This is a genomic window from Streptomyces sp. NPDC002588, from assembly GCF_040295925.1.
Taxonomy (GTDB): Bacteria; Actinomycetota; Actinomycetes; order Streptomycetales; family Streptomycetaceae; genus Streptomyces.
The window spans coordinates 152,094-175,118 of the sequence record NZ_JBEOWF010000002.1; the positions used below are offsets into that span (position 1 = coordinate 152,094).

The 23,025-nt window shown below is 72.7% G+C and carries 17 protein-coding genes; 8 read left to right on the forward strand and 9 right to left on the reverse strand.

Annotation, left to right across the window (positions count from 1 at the left end; translation table 11 throughout):
* Positions 1-97 precede the first annotated feature (97 nt).
* Positions 98-1,852, forward strand: coding sequence for an ABC transporter ATP-binding protein (locus ABT057_RS03365; RefSeq protein ID WP_352340720.1), 1,755 nt, complete (start codon positions 98-100; stop codon positions 1,850-1,852).
* A 12-nt stretch (positions 1,853-1,864) separates the two neighbouring features.
* Here ABT057_RS03365 and ABT057_RS03370 read toward each other — a convergent pair whose 3' ends face one another.
* Positions 1,865-2,164: a hypothetical protein gene (locus ABT057_RS03370; protein WP_352340721.1), complete on the reverse strand. Its 300-nt coding sequence runs from the start codon at positions 2,162-2,164 to the stop codon at positions 1,865-1,867.
* A 167-nt stretch (positions 2,165-2,331) separates the two neighbouring features.
* Between ABT057_RS03370 and ABT057_RS03375 the strand changes: the two genes are divergently transcribed.
* Positions 2,332-2,697, forward strand: a complete 366-nt coding sequence (locus ABT057_RS03375; protein ID WP_352340722.1) for a nuclear transport factor 2 family protein — start codon at positions 2,332-2,334, stop codon at positions 2,695-2,697.
* Positions 2,698-2,827: 130 nt separating this feature from the next.
* Here ABT057_RS03375 and ABT057_RS03380 read toward each other — a convergent pair whose 3' ends face one another.
* Positions 2,828-4,786, reverse strand: coding sequence for a ricin-type beta-trefoil lectin domain protein (locus ABT057_RS03380; protein ID WP_352340723.1), 1,959 nt, complete (start codon positions 4,784-4,786; stop codon positions 2,828-2,830).
* Positions 4,787-4,993: 207 nt separating this feature from the next.
* Between ABT057_RS03380 and ABT057_RS03385 the strand changes: the two genes are divergently transcribed.
* Positions 4,994-6,199: a glycosyltransferase gene (locus ABT057_RS03385; protein ID WP_352340970.1), complete on the forward strand. Its 1,206-nt coding sequence runs from the start codon at positions 4,994-4,996 to the stop codon at positions 6,197-6,199.
* A 33-nt stretch (positions 6,200-6,232) separates the two neighbouring features.
* On the forward strand, positions 6,233-6,694 hold the full coding sequence (locus tag ABT057_RS03390) for a DUF6193 family natural product biosynthesis protein (RefSeq protein ID WP_352340724.1): 462 nt from the start codon (positions 6,233-6,235) through the stop codon (positions 6,692-6,694).
* A 27-nt stretch (positions 6,695-6,721) separates the two neighbouring features.
* Here the strand turns inward: ABT057_RS03390 and ABT057_RS03395 are convergent, their stop codons facing one another.
* The gene (locus tag ABT057_RS03395; RefSeq protein ID WP_352340725.1) at positions 6,722-7,384 is read right to left on the reverse strand and encodes a TetR/AcrR family transcriptional regulator; all 663 of its coding nucleotides are present in this window, start codon (positions 7,382-7,384) and stop codon (positions 6,722-6,724) included.
* Positions 7,385-7,589: 205 nt separating this feature from the next.
* Between ABT057_RS03395 and ABT057_RS03400 the strand changes: the two genes are divergently transcribed.
* Complete coding sequence (locus ABT057_RS03400) at positions 7,590-8,834, forward strand: YncE family protein (protein WP_352340726.1); 1,245 nt, start codon at positions 7,590-7,592, stop codon at positions 8,832-8,834.
* Between the two features lie 63 nt (positions 8,835-8,897).
* Here ABT057_RS03400 and ABT057_RS03405 read toward each other — a convergent pair whose 3' ends face one another.
* Both ABT057_RS03405 and ABT057_RS03410 read right to left on the reverse strand, forming a co-directional pair.
* Complete coding sequence (locus ABT057_RS03405) at positions 8,898-10,760, reverse strand: glycoside hydrolase family 5 protein (RefSeq protein ID WP_352340727.1); 1,863 nt, start codon at positions 10,758-10,760, stop codon at positions 8,898-8,900.
* 93 nt (positions 10,761-10,853) lie between these two features.
* Positions 10,854-12,812: a GTP-binding protein gene (locus ABT057_RS03410; RefSeq protein WP_352340728.1), complete on the reverse strand. Its 1,959-nt coding sequence runs from the start codon at positions 12,810-12,812 to the stop codon at positions 10,854-10,856.
* 151 nt (positions 12,813-12,963) lie between these two features.
* Between ABT057_RS03410 and ABT057_RS03415 the strand changes: the two genes are divergently transcribed.
* On the forward strand, positions 12,964-14,082 hold the full coding sequence (locus tag ABT057_RS03415) for an XdhC family protein (protein ID WP_352340729.1): 1,119 nt from the start codon (positions 12,964-12,966) through the stop codon (positions 14,080-14,082).
* Between the two features lie 176 nt (positions 14,083-14,258).
* On the opposite strand, the gene ABT057_RS03420 is transcribed toward ABT057_RS03415, so the two are convergent.
* Positions 14,259-14,768 carry a metallophosphoesterase family protein gene (locus ABT057_RS03420; RefSeq protein WP_352340730.1) on the reverse strand — a complete coding sequence of 170 codons (510 nt, stop codon included), beginning with the start codon at positions 14,766-14,768 and terminating at the stop codon, positions 14,259-14,261.
* 222 nt (positions 14,769-14,990) lie between these two features.
* Here ABT057_RS03420 and ABT057_RS03425 point away from each other — a divergent pair, with 222 nt between their 5' ends.
* The gene (locus tag ABT057_RS03425; RefSeq protein WP_352340731.1) at positions 14,991-16,928 is read left to right on the forward strand and encodes a glycosyltransferase family 2 protein; all 1,938 of its coding nucleotides are present in this window, start codon (positions 14,991-14,993) and stop codon (positions 16,926-16,928) included.
* 34 nt (positions 16,929-16,962) lie between these two features.
* Here ABT057_RS03425 and ABT057_RS03430 read toward each other — a convergent pair whose 3' ends face one another.
* The 3 genes from ABT057_RS03430 to ABT057_RS03440 all read right to left on the reverse strand — a co-directional run bounded on the left by ABT057_RS03430 (position 16,963) and on the right by ABT057_RS03440 (position 20,545).
* Positions 16,963-17,766, reverse strand: a complete 804-nt coding sequence (locus ABT057_RS03430) for an O-methyltransferase (protein WP_352340732.1) — start codon at positions 17,764-17,766, stop codon at positions 16,963-16,965.
* A gap of 36 nt (positions 17,767-17,802) precedes the next feature.
* Complete coding sequence (locus ABT057_RS03435) at positions 17,803-18,003, reverse strand: hypothetical protein (protein ID WP_352340733.1); 201 nt, start codon at positions 18,001-18,003, stop codon at positions 17,803-17,805.
* 94 nt (positions 18,004-18,097) lie between these two features.
* Complete coding sequence (locus tag ABT057_RS03440; RefSeq protein ID WP_502973762.1) at positions 18,098-20,545, reverse strand: SpoIIE family protein phosphatase; 2,448 nt, start codon at positions 20,543-20,545, stop codon at positions 18,098-18,100.
* A 247-nt stretch (positions 20,546-20,792) separates the two neighbouring features.
* On the opposite strand from ABT057_RS03440, the gene ABT057_RS03445 reads away from it, so the two are divergent.
* Entirely contained in the window at positions 20,793-22,940 is a 2,148-nt protein-coding gene (locus ABT057_RS03445; RefSeq protein WP_352340971.1) for a SpoIIE family protein phosphatase, read from the forward strand.
* The last annotated feature ends 85 nt before the right edge of the window (positions 22,941-23,025 follow it).

The following is a 23,025-nucleotide window of genomic DNA, read 5'->3' on the forward strand; positions in this document are numbered from 1 at the left end:
AAGGGCACGAGGGAGCTTTGCCGGAACTCGTCCTTCCCGCCGCGCCCGGTGTCGGGCGCCGTAGCCTGAAGGCTCCGCCCGACCTTCTAGGAGCCCCGTGAGCGACCCAGAGACAGCCGGTGTCCGGCCCCCGTGGCGGCTGCTGCTCGACTATGTACGGCCGCACCGCCGGGCCCTGCTGGCCGGGGCGGTGCTGTCGCTCGTCACCGGGGCGACGGGCCTCCTGCTCCCGCTGGTGGCACGGAAGTTGATCGACGACCTGTCCCACGAGCGCGCGATAACCGGCGCGTTACTGGCCCTGACGGGGCTGGTTCTGGCCAACTCGGCGGTGGGCGCGCTGGGTTCGTATGTGCTGAGGCGTACGGCGGAGTCGGTGGTGCTCGGAGCGCGGCGGGCCCTGTCCTCGTATCTGCTGCGGCTGCGGATCGCGGCCGTGGACCGCAGCGAGCCGGGCGATCTGATGGCCCGGATCACCTCCGACACGACCCTGCTGCGCGAGGTCACCACCGACTCGCTGGTCGGCCTGGGCACCGGCGGGCTCACGCTCGTCGCGACGGTGGTGATGATGGGCCTGGTGGATCCGGTGCTGCTGGGGGTGACGCTGGCCGTGATCCTGGGCGCGGGCACGGTGCTCGGGGTGATCGTGCCGCGCATCAACCGGGCGAGCCGCCGGGCACAGGACGCGGTCGGCGTGATGGGGGCCTCGCTGGAGCGGGTCCTCGGAGCGCTGCGCACGGTGAAGGCGTCGGGCGCCGAGCACCGTGAGGAGGAGACGCTGCACGCGGCCGCCGAGGAGTCCTGGCGGCAGAGTGTGCGGGCCGCCAAGTGGTCGGCGGCGGCCGGGAACACGGCGGGCCTCGCGATGCAGACCGCGTTCATCACCGTGCTCGCCGTGGGCGGCGCGCGGGTCGCGACGGGCGCGATCGGCGTGGGCACGCTGGTGGCGTTCCTGCTGTACGTCTTCTATCTGATGGCGCCGATCCAGCAGATCGTCGGTGCGATCACCCAGTACCAGACGGGGTCGGCCGCCCTGAGCCGGATCCAGGAGGCGCTGCGGCTGCCCGCCGAGCCGGCCGCCTCTGCGGCGCCGCTGCCCTCCCCCGCCGCCGAACCGGCCGCGCTCGCCTTCGCCGACGTCCGCTTCCGGTACGCCGACGACCTGCCGTACGTCCACCACGGGGTGACGTTCGCCGTGCCGGCGCGGGGCATGACGGCGTTCGTCGGACCGTCCGGCGCGGGCAAGACGACGGTGTTCTCGCTGATCGAGCGGTTCTACGACCCCGAGTCGGGCACGATCACCCTCGACGGCCGGGATCTCGCCGACTGGGACCTGTCGCTGCTGCGGTCCGCCATCGGATACGTCGAGCAGGACGCGCCGGTGCTGTCCGGTTCGCTCCGCGCCAACCTGTTGCTGGGCAATCCGGGGGCGGACGACGACACCGTGCGGCGGGTGCTGAAGACGACCCGCCTCGAGGATCTCCTCACCCGGCTGCCGCGGGGGCTGGACGCACTGGTCGGGCATCGCGGGACCAAGCTGTCCGGCGGGGAGCGGCAGCGGGTGGCGATCGCCCGTGCTCTGCTGCGGCATCCCCGGCTGCTGCTGCTCGACGAGGCGACCTCGCAGCTGGACGCGGTCAACGAGGCGGCGCTGCGCGACACCGTCGCGGACGTGGCCCGTACGACCACCGTCCTGGTCGTCGCCCACCGGCTGTCGACGGTCACGACGGCGGACCGGATCGTGGTCATGGACGCGGGCCGGGTCAGGGCCGTGGGGACGCACCGGGAGCTGGTGGCGGGCGATCCGCTCTACGCCGAGCTGGCGGCGACGCAGTTCCTCGCGACGGCGGAGTGATCCGCCGGACGGTCAGGCCCGGACGGCGGGCAGCAGCCCGGTGACGGGGGCGACGAGATCGGTGAGCTGGTGCAGCTCGTTCAGTTTGTTGAGCTCGCTCACCTTGTTCAGCTCGGCCAGTTGCCCGGACACCGGCGGGAGGGCGGCGCGGTGTTCGGCCGGGATCCCGCTCGTGGTGAGCGTGTCCAGAGTGGTGACCGGGTTGAACCTGCCGGTGTCCACGGCCTCGGCCGCGTGCGCGAGCGGGGCGGCGAAACCGGCGACCCCCGCGGCGAGAGCTGCTGCGGCGGCAATGCGTCGAGTGGAGATCATGTACTCCGCAACGGCGGCGGTGCCCCGGCGGACACGGGGGCGGGTCCGTGCTCACCCGTCAGGACGACACCCCGCTGCGTTTGCCGAGGCCCGTGCGGGAGAGGACGCTCGAAGGTGAGGGCCCGGCGGACCGGCCCCTCGGTCCGCGGCCCCCCAAGGAGGTCACCATGGGCACCGCGGCACGCTCCGCCTTCGACAGCGACACCCTGCGCAGGGGGATAGAGGACAAGACCCCGACGACACTGCTGTCGCTCTACACCGACGACGCTGAACTGCGCGTCGTCGACCACAACACCCAGCCCAGCAATCCCCGGGTCCTGCACGGCAGGAACGAGATCGCCGAACTCCTCGACGACGTCTACAGCCGGGACATGAGCCACAAGCTGGAGATGTGCATCGTCCAGGGCGACCGGGCCGCCTTCAGCGAGTCCTGCGAGTACGCGGACGGGGTGCGGGTCCTGGCCGACTCGATGATCACGCTGCGCAACGGCAAGATCGCGGAGCAGACGATCATCCAGGCATGGGACGAGTAGCAGGCGGCCGGCCGGTTCGCCGGGGTCCAGGTCGCCTCCCGGCTGACCTGGACCCGGCCCCCTCCGTACCGCTGGAGCAGACGGTGGCGGGGGCCGCCCGGCGACTCGGGGCGCTCTGATCAGCCCGAGCTCAGTTCAGCGTCCACTTCTGGTTGTCGGCGCCGCTGCACGACCACAGCACCATCGGGGTGCGGTTGGCCGTGCCCGCCCCGTTCGCGTCGAGGCAGAGCCCCGCGTTGACGTTGGTGATGGTGCCGTTGCTGTTCACGTTCCACTTCTGGTTGTTCTGGCCGTTGCAGTCCCAGATGACGACCTTGGTGCCGTTGGTGGTGCCGAGGTTGTAGGCGTCCAGGCACTTGTTGCCGTAGACCACGAGTTCCTTGCGGGAGGTGTACGTCCAGGCCTGGTTCTGGCCGCCGTTGCAGTCCCAGATCTCGGCCTGGGTGCCGTTGGTGATGGTGCTGTTGTACATGTCGAGGCAGCGGCCGGACTGGGTGCCGACGACCTGGTTGCCGTTCGCGCCCGGCAGCGGTTTGACCGTGATGTCGGCGAGTGTGGGGGCGTTCGTGAAGGTCAGGGTGTTGGACGAGCCCTTGGACAGGCCCGCCAGCAGACTGATCGTGCCCTGGCTGGAGCCGGTCGGCGGGAAGGAGACCGTGGTCGTGGTCTGGCCGTTGACCTTGAGGGTGGCGGTCCGGGCCGTCGAGGACGTGTTGGTGTAGGCGACGTCGACGACCTTCAGGCCGGTGGCGCCGGCGACCACGCCGGAGAAGCTCGACGTGCCGGTGTAGGTGCTGCCCGAGGCCTCGGTGCCGCCGGTCACGGTCAGCATGACCGAGCCGCCCGCCGGGACGCTCGCGGTGTAGCTCGTGCTGTACGAGCCGATGTCGGACCGGGACCACAGGTCACGGACCGTCGCGGAGGCGTTCGTCAGGCCCAGGTCGGCCCAGCGGACGGTGATGTTCGCGGCGGCCGAGGTGCGGTTGAGCAGCACCACGGCGCGCTTGCCGGTGCCGGACAGGACCTTGCCGTAGACCTGCAGCCCGCTGGTGTCCTCGGCGACCTTGACGCCCTGGAGGCCGCGCGGGTCCTGGTCGACGGCGACGACCTCGGGGTTCTTGAGGATGTTCGCGGTCTCCGTGGTCATCGTGGAGAGGTCGTTGCCGGCGAGCAGCGGGGCGCCGGAGATGGCCCAGAGGTTCATGTGGGTGCGGTTCTGGGCGGCGGTGAAGCCGTCCATGCCGACCATCAGCATGTCCGGGTCGTTGTAGTAGCCGGTGTGCTGGGCGGTGGGGTGCAGGCCCTGGTCGAAGTTGGACAGCAGGTTCGTCATCGAGGGCGAGTTGCCGTAGTAGATGATGTCGGTGCTGGTCCGGTACATGGGGGCGAGACCCGGCGCCCAGTTCCAGGTGTTCTGGTAGCCCCAGTTGCAGATGGACAGGGTCAGCGGGCGGCCGGTGGTGGCCGTCGCCTTCGCCACCGCGTCGCTGATCGCGGTGTACGTGGTCGCCGCGTCGAGTCCCTCGGCGTCACCGCCGCACCAGTCGACCTTCACGAAGTCGAAGCCCCACTTGGAGAACTGGGTCATGTCCTGCTCGTAGTGGCCCTCGCTGCCGCTGCCCGGGGCGGCGGGGCGGCCGGTCGGGTAGTAGTAGCCGCAGCCGTCCTTGCCGGCGTCGGTGTAGATGCCGGCCTTGAGTCCCTTGCTGTGGATGTAGTCGGCGATGGCGCTCATGCCGCCGGGCCACTCGGACTCGTCGACGGTGATGTTGCCCGCGCTGTCCCGGGTGCCCTGCCACCAGCCCTCGTCGATGTTGACGTACTGGTAGCCGGCGGCCGGCAGGCCCGCCGCGACGAACGCGTCGACCTGCTTCTTGATGACGCTGTAGTCGATCTTCGCGGCGAAGCTGTTCCAGGACGCCCAGCCCATCGGGGCGGTGGACACCGAGATCTGACGGCTCGTCGCGGCCTGCGCGGGGGCGACGGTGGCGAACAGCAGGGCGGCGCTCGCGGTCAGCGCCAGGGCGAGCAGGCGTACGGCGGCGGATCTGCAGCGCCTCAGGAGGCTCGAGCGCGGTGGGGGAAGCATGCAGCGGCTCCAGAATTCGAAATATCGAACCGATGTCGGCGAACCGAACGTATTGGCGCGCTGAAAGTAGAGCCGCGGCACGGTGAAGTCAACGGATGTGACGGAAGTGGTGTGACCGGTCCCATGAGTGAACTGGCCGCTTTCGCAACGTCCTTCGCGCTCACCGGCCTGGACGCCGCCATACTGTCCGTCGTGCGAGTGGCGATCATGACGGCGGGCTCCCGGGGCGATGTCGCCCCCTTCACCGGTCTGGGGCACGCCCTGGTGCGCGCGGGCCATGAGGTCACCCTGGTCACCCACGAGCGGTTCGCGCCCCTGGCGGCGGGGTCGGGCGTGGGCTTCCATCCCCTCCCGGTCGATCCCAGGACCGAGCTGGAGTCGGCGCGCGGGCGCGGGCTGCACCGCAGCGCGACCGGGGCGGGGAAGCTGGCACGGGTGGTGCGGATGGCGCGGGCGCTGGTCGGACGGATGACCGACGACGTGGTGGCGGCGGCCCGGACCAGCGACGCGCTGCTGCTGTCCGCGTCCATGGCGCCGCTCGGCCACACCGTCGCCGAGGGGCTCGGCCTGCCCGCGCTCGACCTGCCGCTCCAGCCGATCGCCCCCACCCGGGAGTTCGCGCCGCCGATGCTGGGCGGCGGCACCTTCGGCGCGCTCGGCAACCGTCTCGCCGGGCACGGCGTGGAGTGGGCCGTGGACCGCGTCTTCGCCCCGGCGCTGCCGGAACTCCGCGCCCGGCTGGGCCTGCCGCCCGCCCGCGGCCACCGCCCGCCGCGTCCGGTCCTGCACGGCTTCAGCCCGCTGGTGGTGCCCCGCCCCCGGGACTGGCGGGCCGGTCTGGACGTCACCGGCTACTGGTGGCCGTACGACGGCACGGCCCGGCTCCCCTCCGCGCTACGGGACTTCCTGGACGCCGGTCCGCCGCCGGTCTACGTCGGTCTGGGCAGCGCGACGGTGCCCGATCCCGGGCGGCTGAGCGCCGAGGTCGTACGGGCGCTCCGACTGGCCGGGCTGCGCGGGGTGATCCAGCGCGGCTGGGCGGGTCTCGCGGCCGACGGCGACGACATGCTGACCGTCGACGAGGTCCCGCACTCGCTGCTCTTCCCCGAGACGGCGGCGGTGGTCCACCACTGCGGCGCGGGCACCACGGCGGCGGGCGTACGGGCGGGGGTGCCGGCCGTACCGGTGCCGATCCAGTTCGACGAGGGCTTCTGGGCGGACCGCCTGGTGCGCCTGGGGGTGGCGCCCCGGACGGTGCCGCTGCGCCGGCTGACCGCCGAAGGGCTGGCGGGGGTCCTCGTCGGGGCCATCCGCGATCCCCGATACAGCAAGAGAGCAAGGGAGTTGGGGGCTCGGGTGCGGTCGGAGGACGGGACGGGGCGGGTGGTGGAGACGGTCGGACGGCTCGGGTGAGCGTTTCCGCCCGGCCCGCGGCACACTGGCACGGTGAACACCGAGAACTCCACCCCCGCGCGGCACCGGTCCCTGCCGCCCAAGCCGGAGTTGCCGGATCTTGCCGCGGCGCACCTCCGCGGGCCCGCCGAGGCGGTCGACGTGCGGTGGCGGCAGCTGCTGCTGGTCTGGCAGTGGCACCGTGACCGGCAGGAGATCCTCAGGCCCGGTGCACCGTACCCGGGCGTGGTCCCCTTGCTCGAGGCGGCCGCCGCGCACCCGCTGACGCGTCGGCTCTACCCGTTCACCAGCCATTTCACGCTGTGCCTCGGCAGCCGGACCCGGTATCCGTACGACGTGCGTGCGCCTGCCGTCACACCCATGTCCGACGGCCGGTTCCGGGTCCACCGGCTGCGCGTCGCAGCGCCGATCGGACACACCGACACGGCCGAGGAGGCGGTCGCGCTCGTCGCCGCTCATCTCCCGGACGGGCTCGGGCCCGCGACCGCCGGCTGACGGACACCGGTCGCTTCTCGGCGCCGGCTACCTCCCGGCCGGTTCCCACCCCGGCGGCCGCAGTATCCCCAGCAGCTGCCGGACCAGTTCGTCGACCACCTCGTCCAGCGTGGCGTCCACCCAGCCCGCGCTCCAGTCGTGCAGGAGGCCGTTGACACTGCCGATGAAGGCCGTCGACGCGAGGCGGTAGTCGCGCTGCGCCGCCTCACCGCGGGCGGCGGCGGACGTCGCCTCGGCACAGATCAGTTCGACCCAGCGGGCGCGGCGGGCCAGGCGCTGTTCCTCCAGGCGGGGGCTGACCCCCACGATCTCGACGAAGGTGATGCGGATGCGGCGCGGATCGGCGGTGACGCTCCCGGCGTAGGCGCGGAAGATCGCGGTGACCCGTTCGGCCAGCGGCAGGCCCTGGGCTGCCTCGAAGGCGGCCAGGACCGCTTCCTCCGCCCAGTCGTTGACCTGGAGGTGCAGCGCCGCGAGAAGGTCCTCGAGGGTGTGGAACTCCTCGTAGAACTGGCGGGTCGACAGGCCGGCGGCCTCGCTGAGCGCGGCGACCGTGGTGCAGCGGTAGCCGGGCGTGCCGCCGAACAGCCGGAGTGCCGCGTCCAGGAACCGTCCGCGCCGCTCCGCCTGCCGCTCGGCCGCGGTCCTGCCGCCGTAACGCCCGGTCGGCGCCCTGAGCCTGCCCGTCACTGCACCCTCCCTCGTCGCTCCCTGCTCCCCCGCCGTCAATTTTGTCGTGCACGGACCCTTGTGGCGAAGGGCATCCCTTCCTTACTTTCCAGTAAGTCAATTCTGAACGTGACCGTGTTCAGATTCGGGACTCCGTCGAGCCGCTCAGCCCTGCCCTGCCCGCCCTGCCCCGCACCCGTTCCCCACTCCGGAGGAGTGAGCTCTCATGGCTGCCTTCAGAACCAGGCACCTCTGCGCCGTAGCCGCCGCCCTCGTCCTGACCGTCACCGCCCCCGCGACCGCGGCCACCGCGGCGTCCGGCGCCTCGCTGCGCGAGGTGCTGTTCGTCGGCAACAACTGGGAGGGCACCGCAGACGTCATCAAGTCCACCGGTGACTTCGCCAAGGTCGGCCGGATCAACGTGATCCCCGACAAGGACGCCCGGATGGCGGAGATCAACGCCGACCCGATCAAGTGGATCTACTTCCAGGCCATCCGCAACGGCGTCGGCGAGGGCCACGACCAGTTCGTGGACGACATGTACTCCACGCCGGACGGCTCCTCCGTGGTCGTCTCCCGCCCCAGCTTCGCCGACGTGGTCTCCATCAACCTGTCCACCGGGGCCATCAACTGGCGTTTCCCCGTGTCGGGTTACCGATCCGACCACATGGCGGTCTCCCCCGACGGCACCCGGGTCGCGGTCTCCGCGTCGACCGCGAACACCGTGCACGTCCTCGACATCGACACCGGCAAGCAGGTCGGCTCGTTCGCCACCGGCGACAAGCCGCACGAGAACATCTTCACCAAGGACGGCAAGTACATCTACAACATGGCGATCGGCGACGTGAACACCGATCTGGACGCGCCGTGGCTGGACTGGACGAAGGGCGACCGGCACATCACCGTCGTCGACGCGACCACGTACAAGCAGGTCAAGACCATCGACATGCGGGACAAGCTGGACGCGATCGGTCTCACCGACTACTCGGACGCCGTGCGCCCGGCGGTCTTCTCGCCGGACGAGTCCAAGCTGTACTTCCAGGTGTCGTTCTTCAACGGCTTCTTCGAGTACGACCTCGCCACCGACCGCATCACCCGCACCAAGACCCTGCCGAAGAACTCGGCGACCAGCGACGACCGCACCACGTTCGTCAACGACTCGCGCCATCACGGCCTCTCGATGAAGCCGGACGGCACCAAGCTGTGCGTGGCGGGCACGATGGACGACTACGCGACCGTCGTCGACCGCGCCACCCTCCAGGAGGGCCCGCTGGTCACCGCGTCCAAGCCGTACTGGGCCACGGTCAGCGGTGACGGCAAGGACTGCGTGATCTCCGAGAGCGGTGCCGACCAGGTCACGGTGATCGACTTCGCCACCGGCCAGAAGGTCCTCTCGGTCCCGGTCGGCGACCACCCGCAGCGGGTGCGGCTGGGCCACGTGGCCCCGGACTGGACCGGCACCGGCAGCTGACCAGGCCGGGTGCACACAAGGGGGCGGGTGCCGGGCACCCGCCCCCTTCCCGTGCGGCCGGCGCTAGCCGATCTTCGAGGCCACCCATGCCGCCAGCTCGCTGCGGGCCGCGGCCAGCAGCGTCGCGGACGGCGAGGTGGCGCCGTTGGTGACCAGTGCGTAGTGCAGTACGCCGGAGTCCGGGGCGCTGAGCAGCAGACGGCGGCTGCCCGTCCCGCCCGGTTCCACGGCCGCGCCGATCTTCGTCGAGGACGTGTACGCCGGCGGCCCGTACACCGTGCCCAGGTCGGAGACGACCGTGGTGGACGCGGTCGGGAAGGACGCGGGCAGATGCAGCTCGGTCGGAGCCGTGCCGCCGCCCGAGCGCCACACCAGCACGCCGTACTGGCCGGAGCCGACCAGCGAGGACACGTTCGGCAGGCTGCTGGGCACCGGGTTCCAGGTGAGGGTGGTGGAGCCGTCGCGGGAGCGGTCCTCGTAGGTGAAGGCGACGGTGGAGCCGGCGGTGGCGCTCGGGTAGACGCGGTCCAGGAGCCGGGCGTCCTGACGGAGCGTCACCACACCGCTGTCGTCGAGCCGTACGGCGGAGAGGTCCTCGTCGTTCCAGGCGTCACCGGTGGTGAGCACCTTGTCGGCGTTGCCGTTCATCAGCTCGTGGTGGCGGCCGTTGTAGATGTCCCACTGCCACTGCGAACCGGACAGGACCGGGCCCGAAGTGGACGGGGTGGTCCACCAGTTGGCGCCCTTCACCCGGGAGTCCAGGGCCTGGTACATCGCCTTCACCACGGTCGGCGCCTTGCCTGCGGTGCTGCCGTTCAGGGGATGGCCGAACTCGCTGACGATCGCCGTCGTCCCGGCCGCCGACGCACGGTCCCGGACGGTGCCGAAGTCGGTCACGTACTGGCCGTCCTCGGCGTTGCCCCACATCAGGATGCCGGAGATGGCCTTCTGGTCGTAGAAGTGGGTGTTGAAGACGTAGCGGGAGCCGAGCGTGCCCGCGTCGAGGAGGCCGCCCTCCTCCTTGCTGACGTTGCCGTTCCAGAAGAGGTTCGGCTCGACGAAGGCGGGCTTGTCGGTCCAGCCGGCCGCGTCCATCCGGGCCCGGAACTTCACATAGAAGGGCCACAGCAGGTCGCGTTCCCAGGTGCGGCTGGCCTGGCCGGAGTCGTAGGTGCCGGCGTAGGGCTCGTTGTAGGGGTCGAAGCCCAGGACGCCGGTGAACTCCTCGGTGGTGAGGTTCGTCTTGATGTACGCCATGGTCTTCTGGGCGGTGGCCAGGAAGTAGTCCTGGAGGCCGTAGTTGTTGTGCCAGAAGTCGTACTGGGCGGCCTTCACCGCGCCGTTCTGGGTGATGTTCTGGCCCCAGAGGAGGCAGATGCCGCAGGACTCCGCGGGGTAGCCGCCCAGTGCCACCGCCCACGCGGGGGCGCCGTCGCCGGTGTACCAGCTGCCCGAGTTGAACAGGTGGCGGGAGTAGAGGTCCTGGTGGAAGTCGGGGTAGACGCGGATGCCGGCGTCGAGGAAGGCGCGCATCTGCGCGGTGGCGGCGGCGAGGTAGGCGGTGTCGGCCTGGCCCTTGACCGGTTCGGCGTAGGCCCAGGAGAGCAGGAAGCGCACGGAGTTGCCGCCGCCGAGGGCGCGCAGGGCCGTCGCCGACTTCTTGGCGTCGGCGACCGAGGCGAAGGGCAGGCCGTGGTTCTCGTCGAGCTTGGTCTCGCCGGAGACGTTGTAGCCGCGCAGGACGACCTCACGGCCGTTCGCGTCGATGAAGCGGCCGTTCGAGACGGTGAGCGCCGTGCCGTCGAAGGAGAGGGAGTCGGGGACGGTGGCCTCGGCGGCGGACGAGGTGCCCGCCGCCGTCAGAAAGCCGCAGAGTCCGATGAGGACAACCAGAACAGCGAGCAGACGTGCCCGGATATTCGGCATGTCCACTACAGTCGGGTGATTTCCGGACACCGTCAATACTTCTGACTCACCAGTAAGGTTGAGGATTGTTCACCTCTCGCGTCCGGATCAGCCTCAGGCGCCCGTCCGGCCCGTCACGTTCAGCAGGTACACCTTCCTGTCGAGCGGGTTGTGGTCCGTCCGCGGCCGCTCCGGGACCGCTCCGTGGACGACGGGCGCGTAGTGGTCGAAGGCGCTCTCCCACTCCCCCTCGCCCCGGGTCAGCCCGGGAATCCGCTGTTCGAGACCGTGCACCTGCGCGGCCGGCACCACTCCCTCCAGCACACACCGCCCGCCCCGCGTCTGCGTCGTCTGCGGAACGGCGCGCCGGGCCGCCAGTACCGGCAGCAGCCCGCCCAGGGTGTCCGCCGGGGCCTCGAGGCGGAAGCGGTGCATCGGCTCGTGCACCCGGCTGCCCGCCCGGCGCAACGCCTCGACCAGGACCAGCGGCGTCAGACCGCGGAAGTCGTGACCGGTGCTGGACATGCTCTTGTCGAAGCCCTGGTGGGCATGGCTCTGGCGGGGGCAGTAGCCGCAGTGGGTCATGGTGACCGCGCAGTCGGTGACCTCCCAGCCGTGCAGTCCCTGGCGGAGGGTCCGGCGGACGGTGTCCTCGACCGCCTTGAAGAACGCGTACGGCATCGCGCCGAGCTCCACCCCCAGCCCGAAGGTCACTCCGGTGCCGGGCGGCCTCGCCTCCACGCGCAGGCCGACGGTGGCGAGGAAGGGATTGGCGTCCTTCTTGACGAACTCGGCGGCCGCTCCGGTGCCGGCCGGGCGCTCCACGCACAGAGGGGTCGTCTCGCGGAACGTGACCTGGAGGCCGTACTCGTCCGCGAGGGTCGCCTGGACGACCTCCTTCTGCACCTCGCCGTAGAGCGACACCGACGTCTCCTGGCGGACCTCGTCGTGGCGCAGGCCGATCAGCGGGTCCTGTTCGGCCAGCCGGGTGAGGGCCAGGTGGAGGGAGCGCCGGTCGGTGGCCGGGCCCGGCACGACGACCGTCTCCAGGGTCGGCGGCGCGAAGAAGCGGCCGTACTCCTTGCGGGGGACGCCGAGGCTGTCGCCGACGCGGACGTCGGTGAGGCCCCACAGGCGGGCGATACGGCCGGCGGGCACCGACTCGTGCCGTACGTCGGTGCCGTGGTCGAAGACGCCGATCGCGGTGACCCTGCCCTCGCGGTCTCCGTGGGGCACCCGGTCGCGGGTGCGCAGGGTGCCGGAGAACACGCGGGCGTAGGCGATCTTCTCGCCCGCCGGGCCGCGTTCCACCTTGAAGACGGCCGCGGACAGCGGGCCCTCGGGATCGCCCTCGGCGGCGGGCAGCAACTCCTTGATCCCGGAGACGAGTTCGGGCACGCCCGCGCCGGTGGCGGCGGAACCGAAGTACACCGGGTGGACCAGGGCGCGCCCGGTCAGGGCACGCAGGGCGGCCCGTACCCGGCCGGGGGTGAGGGTGCCCTCGACGTACGCGGCGAGCAGGTCGTCGTCGTGCTCGGCGAGGACGTCCGCCGTGACCGTGCCTTCGTGGAAGGCGGCCGCGCGGGTGCCCAGGCCCGTGACCGTGCCCATCGGGACGACCGGCGCCGACAGCCGCTCGGCCAGCTCGCTCAGCAGGCCGGTGTCACGGGCGCCGCGCCGGTCGGTCTTGTTGACGAACACGAGCGTGGGGATGCCCAGCCGGCGCAGGGTGCGCAGGAGGATCCTGGTCTGCGCCTGGACGCCCTCGACGGCCGACACGACGAGGACGGCCCCGTCGAGCACGCCGAGCACCCGCTCGACCTCGGCGATGAAGTCGGGGTGGCCGGGGGTGTCGATGAGGTTGACGGTGACGTCGTCGACCGGGAAGGAGACGACGGCGGACTTGATGGTGATGCCGCGCTGCCGCTCCAGCGCGAGAGTGTCGGTCTGCGTACTGCCGGCGTCGACGCTGCCGATCTCGTCGATGATCCCGGCGGCGTGCAGCAGCCGCTCGGTGAGGCTGGTCTTACCGGCGTCGACGTGGGCGAGGATTCCGAGGTTGAGCAGGTGCACGAAGCGTCATGTCCTTCGAAACGGGGGTCATTCCTTCCTTCGGGGTGGACATGAACGGTGTGCGCATCTCTGCTCCTGGCTCTGGTGGGAAGTGGTACCCGCGCAGTGCAGCAGAACGGCGGGGGACGCGGCAACGGATTAACGTTCAAGGGTGCGCGAGATTCTGCCGGTGCTCGGCGCGTGGTACGCCGCGGGTGTGCCGTTCGGCCTCGCGACCGTGGTCGCGGTCAGCCGCAGCGCGCCGCGCGAGCCGGGGGCGGCGATGGCGGTGGGGCCGGACGACGAGGTCGTGGGCAGCGTGTCCGGGGGCTGCGTGGAGGGCGCGGTGTTCGAACTCGCCCGGGAGGCCGTGGCGAGCGGCGAGGCCCGGCTCGAGACCTACGGGTACAGCGACGACGTCGCCTTCGCCGCCGGGCTGACCTGCGGCGGCGAGATCACCGTGCTGGTGCGGCCGGTGACGCCCGCACTGGACCCGGCCTTCGGCGAGGTCGCCGCCTCGGTCGCCGCGGGCGAGCCGGTGACCGCGGCCACGGTGACCGACGGCCCGGCACCGCGCGGAGCCACCCTCGCGGTCCGGCCGGACCGGGTCGCAGGAACCCTGGGCACACCCGGCCTGGACGCGGCGGTGACGGCCGACGCGCGCGGCGGACTCGCCCTCGGCGCCTCGGGCGTACGGCACTACGGGCCGCGCGGGCAGCGCCGCGAGGACGCGGTGGCGGTGTTCCTGCACTCCTTCGCTCCACCGCCGCGCATGCTGGTGTTCGGTGCGATCGACTACGCGGCCGCCGTGGCCCGCGTCGGCGACTTCCTGGGCTACCGGGTGACGGTGTGCGACGCGCGGCCGGTGTTCGCGACGGCCGGCCGGTTCCCGCCGGGCGTCGAGGTCGTCGTGGACTGGCCGCACCGTTATCTGCGCGGCACGGACACCGACGGGCGCACGGTGATCTGCGTCCTCACCCACGACCCCAAGTTCGACGTTCCGCTCCTCCAGGAGGCCCTGCGCCGGCCCGCCGCGTACATCGGGGCGATGGGCAGCCGCCGTACCCACGACGAGCGGCGCCGGCGGCTCGTCGAGGCCGGACTGACCGGGCCCGAGCTGGCGCGGCTGCGCTCACCGGTCGGCCTCGACCTCGGCGCCCGTACGCCCGGGGAGGTGGCCGTGTCGGTGGCCGCCGAGATCGTCGCGCTGCGCTGGGGCGGCAGCGGGGCACCCCTCACCGTGACGACGGGCGCGATCCACGGACGCACCGCACGGAATCAGCCGGAATAGGTGTGTGGGAGGAGTGGGGCGGGGTACGCGCCCCCCATTGGGCAGGCATGCATGTCCAATGCCCTCACATCCGTGAGGGCCCTCGTATCCCCGTGCGGGAAGGAGGTCCGTGGAACATACGCGCACTCGCAAGCGCCGGGCCGCCTCCGACCTTCAGGCCGGGCGCGGCCCGGTTCTCACGGGGTGCCCCGGCCCGGCAGCCGGTGCAGGACGACGTCCGTGAGGCGGCCGGCCTCGACGGCGGCGGTCAGATAGGTGCAGTGCGGCTGACGCCGGCGATCGGTCGGTGAGCCGGGGTTCAGCAGGCGCGGTCCGCCCGCTGCCGTGGTGTCCCAGGGGATGTGGCTGTGCCCGAAGACGAGCACGTCGAGATCGGGGAAGCGGGCGGCGCAACGGGCCTCGCGGCCCTGCGCCGGGCCGGTCTCGTGGACGACGCCGAACCGCAGGCCGCCCAGGTCGGCGTACGCCACCTCGGGCAGCCGGGCGCGCAGGTCGGGGCCGTCGTTGTTGCCGTACACACCGATGAGCCGGCGGCTGCGGTCCGCCAGCAGGTCGAGGGTGGCGGTGTCGACCCAGTCCCCCGCGTGGATCACCACATCGGCGCGCGGGATCTCGTCGAGCAGCGGCGCGGGGAGGGTCTTGGCGCGCTTGGGCAGGTGGGTGTCGGACATGAGGAGCAGGCGCACCCCACCAGGCTAGGGCGTGTTCCGTCCCGGGGCGGTCCGGCGGGCCGCTCCCCCGTTCGGCCGAAAGCGGTACGACTCGCCTCAGTCCCCCGGAACGGCGGGCAACGGCTGATGAACGCTGGGGAACAGGACAGGTGGCCTGCCGCCGGCGGAGTTAGCATCGGGCCACGCGCATCCGCCCGACGGCGGGATCAGGCAGGACCAGAGGGAGCCAGGAGCCCGATGCCGGTCAAGGTCAGCGTCATCGTCCCCGTCTACAACCCCGGCCCCTACATCGAGGACTGCGTCGCCTCGCTGCTCGGGCAGTCGCTGCCGCCCGACGAGTACGAAGTGATCTTCGTGGACGACGGCTCCACCGATGCCACTCCGGCACGCCTCGACGCCCTCGCGGCCGAGGACCCCCGGGTACGGGTCGTCCACCAGGAGAACTCCGGCTGGTCCGGCCGGCCCCGCAACGTCGGCATCGACCTCGCCCGGGGCGAGTACGTGATGTTCGTCGACAACGACGACCATCTCGGCGACGAGGCCCTGGAACGGATGTACGCGTACGGGGTGGCCCACGGCGCCGACGTCGTCGTCGGGAAGATGGTGGGCAGGGGCCGCGGGGTGCCGATGGAGCTGTTCCGGCGCAACCGGCCGAAGGCGAGCGTCGAGAACGCGCCGCTGATCGACAGCCTCACCCCGCACAAGATGGTCCGCAAGGAGTTCCTGGACCGCACCGGGCTGCGCTTCCCCGAGGGGCGGCGGCGCCTGGAGGACCACGTCTTCGTCACCGAGGCCTATCTCCGCGCCGACAACGTGTCGGTGCTCAGCGACTACGTCTGCTACTACCACGTCCGCCGCCGCGACTCCTCGAACGCCGGCTTCCAGCGCCTCGACCCCGTGGGCTACTTCAAGAACCTCCGGGAGGCCCTGGACGTCGTCGAGCGGTACACCGAGCCCGGCCCGCTGCGCGACCGGCTCTTCCGGCGATGGCTGCGCGTGGAGATGGTCGAGCGGCTGCGCGGCCGGCGCTTCCTCACCCAGCCGGAGGACTACCGCCGGCAGCTGTTCGACGAGATCCACGGGGTGGTCGTGGAGCGGTTCGGGCCCGGTGTCGCGGCGCCGCTGCAGCCCACCCAGCGGGTGGTCGCCGCGCTCGTCACCGACGGGCGCTACGACGATGTCGTCGCGTTCGCCGAGTGGGAGTCGGGCGTCGCGCTCACCGTCGACCCCGAGGGCGTCGAATGGCGGGACGGCCTGCTGCGGATCGCCTTCGCCGCCGAGCTCACCCACGAGGGCGGACCCATGACGTTCCCGGCCGCCGGCGGCTCCCCGCGGTGGCCGCCGGCCGACGTCGGCGAGGCCGTGCGCTGGCTGGGCGAGGACACCGTCGGCCGGTTCGGCCGGGCCAGGCCGGATCTGCTGCTGCGCGACCGGGCCAGCTCGGCGCAGTACTTCCAGCCGGTGGAGGTGGTGCGCGAGACGGTTCCGGCCGGGGACGGCAGCCGGGTGCGGCTGGTGCTGCGCGGGGCGGCGACCGTCGACCCGTCCGCGCGGGAGGTGCTGCCGGGCGACGGTCTGTGGGACGCGTACGTGCGGGTGGGCCTCGGTGGCTGGACCAAGGAACTGTGTCTCGGCCCGGCCCCCCGCCACGAGCGGCCCGCCCCGCCCGCCGGGGTCGTCGCGGGCCGGGTGGTGCTGCCGTACTGGACCGACCGGCACGCGAGTCTCGCGCTGGACGTCGGCCGGGCGGGCAGCCGACTGGGCCTCGGCCGGCTCACGCCGGGGGACGTGTCGGTCGACGGGCCCCGGATCGGCGCGGACCTGCCCCTGTACGTGCCCGTGCGCACGGAGGTGCTGCTGCGGCTGACCGGGACGGGCACTCACGACGTGCCCGCCGTGCTCCTGGCGGGCGGGCGCCTGGAGGCGGTCCTGCCCACGAAGGAGCTCACGGGGCGGACCTGGCGTACGGCGCTGTGCCTCGCGCCGGAGGCACGGGAGCCCCGCTTCCACCCCCTGCCCGTGTCCCTGCGGGTCGGTGTGGACGGCGTGCGCCCGGTGGCGGCACCCCGGCCCGGCGGACTGCGGAGGGCGGCCCGCCGGATGCGCCGCCTCGCCCGCCGGATGCGACGGGCACTGCACCGGCTGCTGGGGAGGGACCGGCCCCGCGGTGAGTGAGGGACGGGCCCGGCCGAGAGGCCGGGCCCGCCGCTCAGCAGCCTGCCGTCAGCCGCCTCAGCGCGTCGCGCAGCGGGGCCCAGCCCCGGGAGCGGGGCAGGCCACGGTTGCGGGCGTGGGCCAGGGGGCGCCAGAAGCCCGCCTCGAGCAGCGCCTCCGGCGGCACCGCGCGCACCCGGTCGAGAACGGCCTCGGGGACCTTCTGCGGGTCGGGCACCAGGAACTCGGCGACGACGTCGTCGTAGCTCTCGCGGAGCACCTCGTTGCGCGGGTCGGCGCCGAAGACGAGGAGCTGACCGGTGGGCCGGGTGTCGACGAGGACCGTCACGAGGTCGGGCCGGTGCCGGTCGAGGATCTCGATCAGCTTGTAGACATCGCCGGTCCAGGCGGTCGTATGACGGTCGCGGGCGGCCTCGTCGACGCTGCGCGGCAGCATGTCGTCGAACACGACGACGCTCGCCCAGTCGGAGTGCCGCTCCACGTTGACGAAGTCACGCAGGGCGTACTCGAACAGGTGCATGCCGTCGATGAAGGACAGGTCGAGGGTGGTGCGGTGCCAGCGGCCCAGGGGGTGGCGGCCGCGGCGCAGGTTGTGCCAGGGGTTGCGGCCGCCTCTGAGGTGCGCCAGCGGGTCCGGGCGGGCGAAGAACTCGTCGCTGGTGGCCTTCACCAGCTGCACGTCGCAGCGGATCTCCGAGGTCACCTTGAACGCGGGGTCGACGGCGATGCTGGGCACCCGCGCCAGCCGCAGACTGCGGCCGTCGTTGACGCCGATCTCCAGGTAGTTGCGGTTGCCGACGACCTTGTGCAGTTCGCGCAGGAACTCGTGGCGTTTCACAGACGGACTCCCGGTCTCGAAGCCCCCCGCGCTGTCTCAGTCCTCACCCCTGACGATGTTCCAGTCGGGGCCGGAGCGCATCCCGGGTGGGCCGCCGGGGGCAACGACGGCGGGCAGGCAGGTTCGCCGGGCCCACCCGTCGCGGCGCATCCGGCGGGCGCGGGCCCAGCCGGTCTCGGCACGGCGGACGGCGGGTTCGTCCTCGGTCTGGGGGGTCTCCTCGGTCTGCGAGGTCACGACGGTTCAACACCTTTCTCATGGCGCCCCGGATCCGGTCCCGGGGTTCCAAGGACCGCGGGTACCCCTTCTGCTCGGTCGGCACACGCGCTGCTCAGGCGGGCAGCAGCACCTCGCACCACACCTGTTTGCCGCCGCTGACGGGCAGCGTGCCCCAGGCGTCGGACATCGCCTCCACGAGGAGGATGCCGCGCCCGCCGGTCGACTCCCAGCCCAGGTGGGCGGGTTTGACGGGGGTGCGGGGCGAGGCGTCGGTGACGGCGACGCGGAGCCGTTCGGCGATCAGGGTGAGGTCGAGACGGACCGGGCCGTCGGTGTGCACCAGCGCGTTGGTGACGAGCTCGGACACGACGAGCAGGGCGGTGTCCATGGCGTCCTGGGGCACGCCCCAGGAGCGCAGGCTGCGGCGGGTGAAGCGGCGGGCCTGCCGGGCGGCCTCGGGCACCCGCCAGACCGTCCAGCCCTCGCGCAGCGGGATGACGGCCATGCCGTCGTAGCGCATCAGGAGCAGCGCCACGTCGTCGGCGCGGTGCGCGCCCGCGAGGAGTGTGTCGGCGGCCGGACCGAGGTGGGCGGGGTCGGAGCGGGACAGTGCGTGGGCAAGGCGGTCCAGACCGGTGTCGATGTCCAGTTCGGCGGACTCCACCAGCCCGTCCGTGGTCAGCGCGATCACCGTGCCCGGGACCAGCCTGAGCGGGATCACCGGGAACTCGGTCCGCTCCAGCACGCCGAGCGGTGGGCCGCCGTCGGCCTCGGCGACCTCGGCCTCGCCGTCGGGGTGGCGCAGCACGGGCGGCGGGTGTCCGGCGCGGACGCACCAGGCGGTGCCGGACTCCATGTCGAGGTCGACGTAGCAGCAGGTGGCGAAGAGGTCGGTCTCGAGTTCCAGCAGGAGCCGGTTCGCGTGGGCGACGACCACGTCCGGTGGATGGCCCTCGGCGGCGTAGGCGCGCAGCGCGGTGCGCATCTGGCCCATCAGGGTGGCGGCGGCCGCGCTGTGACCCTGGACGTCGCCGATCACGAGGGCCACATGGTGATCGGGCAGCGGGATCACGTCGTACCAGTCGCCGCCGACCTCCAGTCCCGCGGTGGCCGGCAGATAGCGGGCGACGGCTACCCCGCCGGGCAGGTCGGGCAGCCGGCGCGGGAGAAGCTGGCGCTGGAGCATGGCGACGAGTTCGTGCTCGGCGTCGAAGGCGTGGGCGCGCAGCAGGGCCTGGCCGGCGAGGCCGGCGGAGGCGGTGAGCAGGGCGCGTTCGTCGGGGCCGAAGTCGTGCGGGCTGTCCCAGCCGATGAGACAGGCGCCCGCCATCCGGCCGGCGGCGGGCAGTGGGAGCACGGCGAGGCCGCCGGGGCCGACCTCGGCGAGGGCGGGTTCCAGTTCGCCGGCGCCGGCCGGCCAGATCCGGGCGCGGCCCTCGCGCAGCGCGGTGGCGAGGGTGGGCATGGCGCGTACGGACGCGTCGGGCCATTCGGTGCGCCACTCCGCCTGCCACAGGTCGGGCCAGGCCTCCGGTTCGGGCGGGTCGAGCACGGTCACCACGAGCCGGTCGTTCTCCAGTTCGGCCAGCGCGATCCGGTCGGCCCGCAGCGGCCCCCGCAGGGCGGCCACCACCGCCTGGCCGACGTCCTTGACGGTCCCCGCGGTGGCGAGCGCGGCGGCCAGGCGCTGGACCCGGGCCACGTCGGTGACCTCGGTGCGCAGCGTGGAGGCGTCGGTGACGGTGCCGACGAGGCGGGCCGGGCCGTCTTCGCCGCCGGGCAGCAGGCGGCCGCGCAGCCGCAGCCAGCGGGGCGGGCCGCCGGGCTGGAGCACCCGGAACTCCAGTTCGCGTTCCCCGATCGACATGTGGTCGGCCTCGACGACGGACATCAGCGAGGGCAGGTCCTCGGGAACCGTAAGGCCGAGCAGCGTCTCCACCCGGCCGTCGAAGTCCTCCCGGGCCGTCCCGAACAGCTCCAGGATCGTGTCGCCGACCTCGACGCGGCCGGTGTCCATGGCCAGGCCGAAGGAGTCGGCGGGCAGTTCCTCACCGGCCGCGGGGGCGGTGGGGGCGGGGGCGGTGAGGGCCTCCGCGACGAGTCCGAGACAGGTGCGGTCGTCGGCGTCGAAGCCGTCCGGGCGCTCGGTGACGGCGAGCAGACAGCCGCCCGCCCCGTCCGTCGGCAGCACGGCCAGGTGGACGTCGCGGACGGACAGCCGCCGTTCCTCGGTGCCCGCGGCGAGCTGCTGCGGGCCCAGCCACACCGGGCGTCCGGTGCGGTGGGCCTCGGCGGCCGGGGAGCCTCCGCCCGCGGAGTAGGTCTCGCGCAGCCCGTAGAGCGTCCTGGGCACGCCGACGGACTCGGTCAGGCCGAGGACGTCCCCGGAGTCGCGGCCGGGTGAGTACAGGGCGGCGAGGGATGCGCCCGTGAAGACGAGCGCCTGTTCGAGGATGCGTCGCACCCGGTCGGGCGAGGCGGCGTCGGCCGTGATCGTCTTGAGGGCGATCTCGGCACGCACGGGCCCCGCTCTGCGCCCCTCCGCACCCTCTCTGACCACGTCCGCAATTACAGCGCTAATGGGACGCCCGCGCAGCCCCTGCGGCCGCACTCCGGGGGCGGCCGGGAAAGGGGCGGTCCTCCCGCGGGCACGGAGAACAAGGAAGAGGCACGGGCGGAGGCATGGACGCGGGGCGGGTGGGTACGCGGTGCGACCCGTGGTCGCGGGGCCCGTTCATCGTGCGCGTCCGGCCGCCAGGGGGCAGATTGGGTCCTTGGGAACCCGGCGCGGCCGGTGGGGCGAGGAGGTGGTCGCCGTGTCCGACGGGCAGGAGTCCGGTCCGCCCTCGGCCGCCGTCCGGGCGCCGGTCGGCCGACCGCTGCTGTCGTTGGCGCTCACCTCGATGATGGATGCCGTCGGCGCGCACTCCGGTGCCGTGTACCTGCTGCCCGTCGGCGAGCAGATGCTGCAGATGGCGGTGACGGCGGGGCTGCCCCGGTCGTTCGCGGCGCCCTGGGAGCGGGTGGGCCTGAGCGCGCCGATCCCGGTCGCGGAGGCGGTCCGCGAGCGACGGCTGATCTGGGTGGGCGGCGAGGAGGACATGGCCCGCCGCTATCCCCGCATCGCCGTCGTCCTGCCGTATCCCTTCGCGCTCGCCGCGCTGCCCGTGGCGAGCGGGTCGCGGGTGTACGGCGCCGTGTACGTGACCTGGCCGGGCTCGCATCCGCCGGAGCTGTCGGAACGGGAGCGGGAGGCCCTGACCTCGGCCTGCGACCGGCTGGCGGCACGGCTGGAGCGGGCGGCGGCGGAGAACCGTACCGTGCGGGCGGAGCACGATCTGCTGGACGCGGGCCCGCTGGCCGGTGTCTCGGACACGCTGGGCACGGTGGAGGCCGCGCGGATGGTGGCCCGGCTGCCGTACGGGTTGTGCTCGCTGGACCTGAGCGGACGGGTGGGGTTCGCCAACGGCGCCGCGGGCGAGCTGCTCGGGGTGCCGGTGAGCCGGCTGCTGGGCACCCAGCTGTGGGCGTCGGTGGCCTATCTCAACGACCCGGTCTACGAGGAGCGCTACCGGGCCGCGCTGATCAGCCAGGACCCCGTCTCGTTCGTGGCGCTGCGGCCGCCCTCGGACTGGCTGTCGTTCCGGCTGTATCCGAGCACCACCGGGCTCAGTGTCCGGATCAGCCGGGCGCGGGCGGTGTCGGAGAGCAGCCCGTCCGATGCGCGGTCGGGGGACGCGCCGACCCGGCTGGTGTCGATGTCCCAGGCGCTGAGCATGGCGGGGGCGCTCACCGAGACGGTGAGCGTGCACGACGTGGTGAAACTGGTCGCGGACGAGATCGCGCCGGCCGTGGGCAGCAAGGCCCTGGCTCTGCTCGGGGCGCGGGCGGGGCGGCTGCACGTGGTGGGCCATCACGGGTACAGCGATCCGCACGCCGTGGAGCGCTTCGACCGGATACCGCTGTCGGCGCCCCTGCCGGGCGCGCGCACCGTCGCCCACGGGGTGCCGGCGTTCTTCGAGTCCCGGCAGCAGCTGGAGCATCTGTACCCGGCCCGGCACCTCACGCCCGACGGTTTCGCGGCCTGGGCGTACCTGCCGCTGATCGCCTCCGGCCGTCCGGTGGGCGCCTGCGTGCTGGCGTACGCGGAGCCGCACCGCTTCTCCACGCACGAGCGGGCGGTGCTGACCAGTCTGGCCGGGCTGATCGCGCAGGCGCTGGACCGGGCCCAGCTGTACGACGCCAAGCACCAGCTGGCGCACGGGCTGCAGGCGGCGCTGCTGCCGCACTCCCTGCCGGCGCTGCCCGGTATCGGGGCGACCGCCCGCTATCTGCCCGCCACCCGGGGCATGGAGATCGGCGGCGACTTCTACGACCTGGTGCCGTCCCGGCCGCTGCCGGCGGCGGTGATCGGGGACGTTCAGGGGCACAACGTCACCGCGGCGGGTCTGATGGGGCAGATCCGTACCGCGGTACGCGCCTACACGACCGTGGGACAGGAGCCCGCGGAGGTCATGCGCAGCACCAACCGGCTGCTGATCGACCTGGGGTCGGAGCTGTTCGCCAGCTGTCTGTACCTGCGGCTGGACCCGGCGAGCGGGCGGGCGGTGATGGCGCGGGCCGGGCATCCCCCGCCGCTGCTGCGCCGGGCGGACGGACAGGTGCGGGTCCTCGACCTCGCGGGTGGTCCGCTGCTGGGCATCGACGGCTCGGCGACGTATCCGACGACGGAGGTCGAACTCACCCCCGGCTGTGTGCTGGCGCTCTACACGGACGGGCTGATCGAGGCGCCGGGCGTGGACATCGAGGAGGCGGTCGCCGGTCTGGGGCGGCGGCTCGGGGAGCGGGGGGACCGTCCGCTCGAGGAGCTGGCCGACGATCTGGTGGGGCCGTACGCGACGGCCGGGGAGCGGATCGACGACGTGGCGCTGCTGTTGCTGCGGGCGCAGACATGAACGGTCCGGCCCCCGCCGGAGGGCCGGACCGTTCAGATGATGCCGTGACGGTTCAGACGATGCTGGTCAGTGCCGGATGATGCTG